Source organism: Micromonospora sp. Mcm103 (assembly GCF_024519755.1).
In the GTDB taxonomy this organism is placed as follows: Bacteria; Actinomycetota; Actinomycetes; order Mycobacteriales; family Micromonosporaceae; genus Micromonospora; species Micromonospora aurantiaca.
Window position 1 is genome coordinate 192,020 of record NZ_JALJRJ010000009.1, and the last position, 6,000, is coordinate 198,019.

Consider the following 6,000-nt stretch of genomic DNA (forward strand, 5'->3'; position numbering starts at 1 on the left):
GCGCAGGTGATGCATGCGGTCTTCGGCAACGTGCGGGTGGCCGATCGACCTTTCCACCTGGGCCGTGGTCAGCGCGCCGACGAGGGCCGGGCTCCGTATGCCGGCTCCGGGCGCTCGACGTGCCGGTGGCCCGGCTCCAGGCGTTCACCACGCTGATGAGTGTCCAGGCTGTTGCGGTTGATCATCGAGAGGTAGGGGTATGGCAAAGCTGATCTATGTGAATAACGTGTCGCTGGACGGCTATATGGAGGACGAACGCGGCGCGTTCGCCTGGTTGCCGATGGACGACGAGGTATTCGTTGTCTACACCGATCTCCTGCGGTCCGTGGGCACGTTCCTCTACGGGCGGCGGCTGTACGAGGCGATGGCCGTCTGGGAAACCGACGCCGCTCTGGCCGCGCAGTCCGACCTCATGGGCGACTTCGCAAGCGCCTGGCGGGCAGCGAGAAAGGTCGTGTACTCCACGACCCTCGCTGCGGTGTCGACCGCCGACACCCGACTCGAACGCCGCTTCGACCCCGCTGCGGTACGCGAACTGAAGGCCACGGCCAGCAGCGATCTCACCGTTGGAGGTGCACACCTCGCGGCGCAGGCTCTTGAGGCCGGGCTGGTCGACGAGTGCCAGCTGTTCGTCTGGCCCGTGGTCGTCGGCGGGGGTAAGCCGGGCCTGCCGACCGGCATGCGCGTCGACCTCGAACTCCTCGATGAGCGCCGATTCCGAAACGGCGTCGTACACCTCCGCTACCGCCCTCTCGGGCAGTGAACGACGGCCCCATCCGATCGCCAGCGCTTGCATGACGGCGCAGCGCGGACGACTGATCCGACCGGAGACCTCCTAGAGAAGACCGAAGTGGTCGGCGTTGGTTTCCGCGACTCGAGCCTGCGGGCGCCGATCAGGTGCCGACGCGGCGTGTCTCGTAGGCCCACATCACGATCTCGACGCGGTTGCGGGCGTTGAGCTTGCGCATCAGGGCGGCGATGTGGGTCTTGACGGTGCTGAGGCTGATGGACAGCTCCTCGCCGATCTCGCTGTTGGTCCGCCCGCGAGCGGCAGCCAGCAGGACCTGTTCCTCGCGAGCGGTCAGCGGCTCGACAGGTTCAGGTGGCACCGAGCGCGGGCGGCTGTTCGCGAAGGAGGACAGGAGCCTCGCGGTGATGTTCGGTGCGATCAGGGCGTCGCCGCGGGCGGCGGCATGGACGGCCTGGGCGAGCATCTCGGCGCCGGCGTCCTTGAGGAGGAAGCCTCGGGCGCCCGCCTTGAGCGCGCCGAAGACGTACTCGTCGAGGTCGAAGGTGGTGATGACGCGCTCCGCCTGGTGTCCGGCGCACGCCGGCTGTGGATCGAGTGGCCCTGGTAACTGCCGCCCCTGAGACGGTGACCGGCGGGCCGGAGCGTTACGACTGTCACCACGACCACGGGGCCGTACGCCGGTGTCTCGGACTTCCTCGGCCGGGTCGCCCCCGACCGGCCTCGCGGCCGGATGGCCGGCTCGGCGGGTCACGCTCCGCCCACCGGCTTGTACCCGCAGGCCAGCTCCCAGCCACCGGGCAGCACAGTCATCCGGCCGAAGCCGACCACCTTGAGTGGGCAACGTTGTCCGCTGCGGTCGCAGCCGTCTGGCACCACCTGGACCGATCTGCACGGCATCGGCGACGTCACCGCCGCGAAGATCCTGGCCCGCTTCGGCGCCGTCAGCAGGGCCGGTCGGAGTCCGCGTTCGCCTCGTACTGCGGCGTCAGACCGATAGAAGTGTCATCCGGTGACGTCCAACGCCACCGCCTCTCTGCTGCCGACGCCCTGACGCAGAGAGGTGCCGTTAGCGAGACAGCCTTGTCCACTCGCCGTTGTCTCTGGTCAGCGGACTCTCGTGGTAACCTACCAATCGCTTGGTTGGTAGGTTCAGAAGTCGTGCTGGCACTCCGATTCACGCCGGGGAGCCGCCTCACTACGCAAGGAGACCTCGCGATGGAGGTACTCGTGGTCGGTGGAACCGGCATGATCGGAGTCCACACCGCCCTTTACCTACGGGATCGGGGGGACAAGGTCACCGTCGCCGCCCGAGGAGCGGTCGGCGCGGACTCGCCCGTCGCCGGCCTGCCCGTCCTCCGCGGGGACTACACCCGTCAGACCTTCACCCGCGAGGACCTTGCCCCCTTCGACGCGGTCGTCTTCGCCGCCGGGCAGGACGTGCGCCACCTGCCCCGTGACGCGGACGAGACGGCGTTCTGGAAGGAGACCCAGAGCACGGGGGTGCCGGCCTTCGCCGCGCTCGCCAAGAGCGCGGGCATCTCCCGTTTCGTCCAGGTCGGCAGCTACTACCACCACCTGCGACCCGCCCTGGCCGACTCCAGCGCCTACGTCGCCGCTCGCCGCGACGCCGACGAGGGTGCCCGGGCGCTGGCCGACGACTCCTTCACGGTCTGCACTCTCAACCCGCCCTCGATCATCGGCGCCATCCCCGGCATCACGGCCAAGCGCTACCGCCGCATGGTGTCCTGGGCTGCCGGCAACGAGCCGCAGATCCCCGACCACGCGCCGGCCGGCGGCACGAACTACATGTCGGTCCGGTCCCTGGCCGAGGCGATCGGCGGCGCGCTGGACCGCGGCACGGCGGGCGCGGCGTACCTCGTCGGTGACGCCAACCTGACGTTCACGCAGTTCTTCCAGTTGCTCGTCGACGCGGCCGGGGGCAACCGCACCATCGTCGAGCTCGACGAGCCGCACCCCTTCATGCCCGACTCGATGATCGTCCAGGGTCGCGGGAACGTCCTTGCCTATGAGCCGGATCCGGCCGAGACCGCTCTGCTCGGCTACACCCGCGGTGACTGCGAGCGGGCCGTCGCCGAGCTCGTCCAGGTCGTACGCGCGGCGACCGCTCCCGCGGCGTGACCGGCCTCGTCGCGGCCGACCTCACCGCGCTGCGCGCGCTCTCCGAGACGTACGCCGCGGCCGCCGACGACCGTGACGCAGCAGCGGTCGGCGCGCTGTTCGCCCCGGACGGCGTCCTCGTGGTCCCCGAACCGCCGGCGCACCTCGACCCCCATGTGTCGCACGTCGGCCGTCCGGCTGTCGTGGCCGCGCTCGGAGCGCTCGCCGGCACGCTGGCCACGACCCACGTCGTGGCCGGGGCGCGCTACCTGCCGACGTCGACCGGGGCCCGTGGCCGGGTCCGCGGCACGGCCCACCACCTGCTCCCCGGTCGCGACGGGCCTTCGGACCTCGTCTGGTTCCTGCACTACGACGACGAGTACGCGCGCACCGGCGAAGGATGGGCCTTCGCGCGTCGCGCGGTGACCATCAACTGGATCGAACGCCACCGCGTCTCCGTGACCCGGGCCGACGAGGAAGGAACCGGCAGATGAGCGCCATCCGCAGGCTCGAGGGCCGGATCGCCGTCGTCACCGGCGGCGCCCTCGGGATCGGCGGCGGGATCTCCCGCCGTCTCGCCACCGCGGGTGCCCACGTCGTCCTCGTCGACATCGACGGGGAGGCCGCCGCCGGCACCGCCGCCGACATTCGTGGCGCCGGCGGCGAGGTCGAGGTCGTCCTCGCCGACGTACGCACCGCCGACGGTGTCGCCGTCGCGGTCGCCGCCGCGGCGGCCGTCAACTCGGGGCGGGTCGACGTGCTCGTCAACAACGTCGGCGACTTCCGCCCGGCCTCCAAGACCTTCCTGCACTCGACGCCCCAGCAGTGGCAGGCGCTCTACGAGATCAACCTGTGGCACGTGCTCGCGATGACGCATGCGCTGCTGCCCGGCATGGTCGAGCGAGGCCGTGGCGCCATCGTCAACAACTCGACCGTCGAGGCCTTCCGGGGAATCCCGGCGTGCGCCCCGTACTCCGCCTACAACGCCGGGGTCAGCGCCTTCACCAGGAGCCTCGCCGTCGAGGTCGCCGGCCGTGGGGTGCGGGTCAACGCGATCGCGCCCGACCTCGCCGACACGCCCCAGACGCCGGCCGCGGCGATGCTGCGCGGACGCGACCCGGAGCTGATCCGTACGTGGATTCCCGTCGGCCGCTTCGGCGAGCCCGACGACTACGCCGCCGTCGTCGAGTTCCTCGCCAGCGACGACGCCCGTTTCGTCACCGGGCACACGATCCCCGTCGACGGAGGGACCCTGGCCGCGTCGGGCTGGTACGCGCGTACCGACCGCAAGGGCTGGTCGAACATGCCCAACGAGGCGTGACCGTGGACGCCGGGGCTCGTCGCCGGGTCCCGGCGTCCACTGCCGTGCTCAGTCGCGGCGGTCGAGACCGAAGAGCTCCGCTGCCGCCGCGAGTTGGTCGAGGTACTCGGCCAGGTCACGGTGCCGTACGACGAGGTTGACCACGGTGGCCCCCGGCCTCGCCGATCCGGCCGACGAGGTCGAGCGCGGCCTCGGGGGCGCCTGTCGGGTCGAGGCGGGCCGGAGGCGTGATGACGACGTCGAACCCGTCCGGCAGGTCCTGCTCGGCGAGCATCCGGGGCAGGGTCTCCAGGTCCGGCCCGCGATACGTGACGGGGGCCGGCGCCCACCCGTCGCCCAGGGTCACCGCGCGCCGGAGGGCACGCCTGCTGTGGCCACCGACCCAGATCGGGACCTTCTCCTGAACCGCGTGCGGGCTGATCACCTGCTCGGTGAAGTGGTAGTACTCCCCGTGGTAGGTCGCGAGCCGTACCGACAGGGACGCCCGCAGGGCCCGCAGGGCGTCGTCGGCCCGTGGTCCACGGTCGGCGAACGGGCGTCCGAGCAGCGCGAACTCCTCCTCGAGGTTGCCGACGCCGACGCCGAGGACGACCCGTCCGCCGCTGAGGTGGTCAAGCGTGCCGTACCGCTTGGCCACCTCGAGTGGATGGTGCAGCCCGAGCACGAGCACGTAGGGGAGGAAGCGGATCCGCTCGGTGATCGCCGCGAGGTACGAGAACGTCGCGACCGGGTCGTAGAAGCGTTCACCCCGCGCCAGCCCCGGTGAGACGCTGACGTGCTCCGGGCAGGTGAAGAACTCGTACCCGAGCCGGTCGGCGGTCGTGAAGACCATGCGCAACTCGGCGACTCCGGCCTCGGCCTCCCACGGGGGCCGGGGCCCGGAGTCGGCCAGGACCGGGGAGCTGAGGCCGATGCGCACGGCCTCAGGCCTCGGATTCGACGGCGCGGGCGAGGAGGTCGCGGCCCTCGTCGGTGCCGTCGAGCTGGCGGTTCCAGCGGTGGGTTACCTTCCAGCCCTCGTCGGTGCGGGTGAACTCCCACCGGTTGGAGCCGGTACGCCAGATCCGGTAACCGTTCTGGTCGGGGGCGCTGAGCACAAGCTGCGAGTAGTTCGTCACGACGGCCCGGTCGCCGTCGACGACGATGTGCGGCAGCCCCATGAGGTGGGCGGCGCCGTTGTTGATCAGGGCCTGGTGCCGCTCACCGTTGACCATGCCGCGCAGCGCGTCCCGGCCGTTGAGCACGACCGGGAAGGTGTCGTACACGCCGTCCTCGGTCCACAACTGGGCGGTGATCTCGGCCGAGCCGCTGTCCACGGCGGGGCCGTAGCTGGCCACGATCCGCCAGAGGGCGAGCTGGTCCTCGGCGGCGGCGAGGCGCCGTTCGGCCTGTTCGAGGCGCGCCTCGAACAGGGCGAGCCGGTCGGGCTGCGAGTCGGTCATGGTGGGTTCCTTTCGATCGGGCTTGCCGGTCGGGCCGGTCGACGGCCGGTCAGGTCGTGGACGGGTTCGCCTCGAAGCGTTCCGGGGCGAGCTCGCGCAGCGCGGCCATCTGCTCGAGGTGGTGGGCCGCCGAGGTGGCCACGAGGCTCGCGTTGACAGCGGTCGCCCCGACGGCGTCGGCCGTGTGCAGGTGCGCGCGGGAGCCGTCCGGGTCGCCGAGCGGGTCCAGCGGCGGAATCTGCAGCACGAGGTCGAAGCCGTCCGGGCGTTCCACGGAGTCCCAGATGCGGGTCAGCTCCCGCGGTCCGAGGCCGAACGGCGCCCATCCGGTGCCGTACGCCACGGCGCGGCGCAGCGAGCGGCGGGGG

At 71.3% G+C, this 6,000-nt stretch carries 9 protein-coding genes; 4 read left to right on the forward strand and 5 right to left on the reverse strand.

From position 1 onward, the window contains the following. The first annotated feature begins 199 nt into the window (after positions 1 to 199). Complete coding sequence (locus tag OC439_RS14080) at positions 200 to 763, forward strand: dihydrofolate reductase family protein (protein WP_262013792.1); 564 nt, start codon at positions 200 to 202, stop codon at positions 761 to 763. Positions 764 to 893: 130 nt separating this feature from the next. Here the strand turns inward: OC439_RS14080 and OC439_RS14085 are convergent, their stop codons facing one another. After that, the gene (locus OC439_RS14085) at positions 894 to 1,502 is read right to left on the reverse strand and encodes a LuxR C-terminal-related transcriptional regulator (RefSeq protein ID WP_262013793.1); all 609 of its coding nucleotides are present in this window, start codon (positions 1,500 to 1,502) and stop codon (positions 894 to 896) included. Beyond that, complete coding sequence (locus tag OC439_RS14090; RefSeq protein WP_262013794.1) at positions 1,499 to 1,660, reverse strand: hypothetical protein; 162 nt, start codon at positions 1,658 to 1,660, stop codon at positions 1,499 to 1,501. The genes OC439_RS14085 and OC439_RS14090 overlap by 4 nt, the downstream gene beginning before the upstream one ends. A gap of 306 nt (positions 1,661 to 1,966) precedes the next feature. Between OC439_RS14090 and OC439_RS14095 the strand changes: the two genes are divergently transcribed. Genes OC439_RS14095 through OC439_RS14105 form a run of 3 tightly spaced genes read left to right on the forward strand, consistent with a single transcriptional unit; the run spans position 1,967 to position 4,190 of the window. Then, entirely contained in the window at positions 1,967 to 2,890 is a 924-nt protein-coding gene (locus tag OC439_RS14095) for an NAD-dependent epimerase/dehydratase family protein (protein ID WP_262013795.1), read from the forward strand. Beyond that, a complete protein-coding gene (locus OC439_RS14100) occupies positions 2,887 to 3,363 on the forward strand; it encodes a nuclear transport factor 2 family protein (protein WP_262013796.1) in 477 nt (158 codons plus the stop codon). The genes OC439_RS14095 and OC439_RS14100 overlap by 4 nt, the downstream gene beginning before the upstream one ends. Next, on the forward strand, positions 3,360 to 4,190 hold the full coding sequence (locus OC439_RS14105) for an SDR family NAD(P)-dependent oxidoreductase (protein ID WP_262013797.1): 831 nt from the start codon (positions 3,360 to 3,362) through the stop codon (positions 4,188 to 4,190). Before OC439_RS14100 ends, OC439_RS14105 begins: the two co-directional genes overlap by 4 nt. Before the next feature lie 115 nt (positions 4,191 to 4,305). Here the strand turns inward: OC439_RS14105 and OC439_RS14110 are convergent, their stop codons facing one another. From OC439_RS14110 to OC439_RS14120, 3 genes are all read right to left on the reverse strand, one after another. Continuing rightward, the gene (locus OC439_RS14110) at positions 4,306 to 5,109 is read right to left on the reverse strand and encodes a TIGR03619 family F420-dependent LLM class oxidoreductase (RefSeq protein ID WP_262013798.1); all 804 of its coding nucleotides are present in this window, start codon (positions 5,107 to 5,109) and stop codon (positions 4,306 to 4,308) included. A gap of 4 nt (positions 5,110 to 5,113) precedes the next feature. Then, on the reverse strand, positions 5,114 to 5,632 hold the full coding sequence (locus OC439_RS14115) for a nuclear transport factor 2 family protein (protein WP_262013799.1): 519 nt from the start codon (positions 5,630 to 5,632) through the stop codon (positions 5,114 to 5,116). 49 nt (positions 5,633 to 5,681) lie between these two features. Then, the coding region (locus OC439_RS14120; protein ID WP_262013800.1) for a hypothetical protein at positions 5,682 to 6,000 on the reverse strand (319 nt) is incomplete at its 5' end.

Bases quoted from the DNA above. Each gene is read 5' to 3' on its own strand.
- OC439_RS14115 (WP_262013799.1), bottom strand. From the start codon at position 5,632: ATGACCGACTCGCAGCCCGACCGGCTCGCCCTGTTCGAGGCGCGCCTC.
- OC439_RS14095 (WP_262013795.1), top strand. From the start codon at position 1,967: ATGGAGGTACTCGTGGTCGGTGGAACCGGCATGATCGGAGTCCACACC.
- OC439_RS14080 (WP_262013792.1), top strand. From the start codon at position 200: ATGGCAAAGCTGATCTATGTGAATAACGTGTCGCTGGACGGCTATATG.
- OC439_RS14105 (WP_262013797.1), top strand. From the start codon at position 3,360: ATGAGCGCCATCCGCAGGCTCGAGGGCCGGATCGCCGTCGTCACCGGC.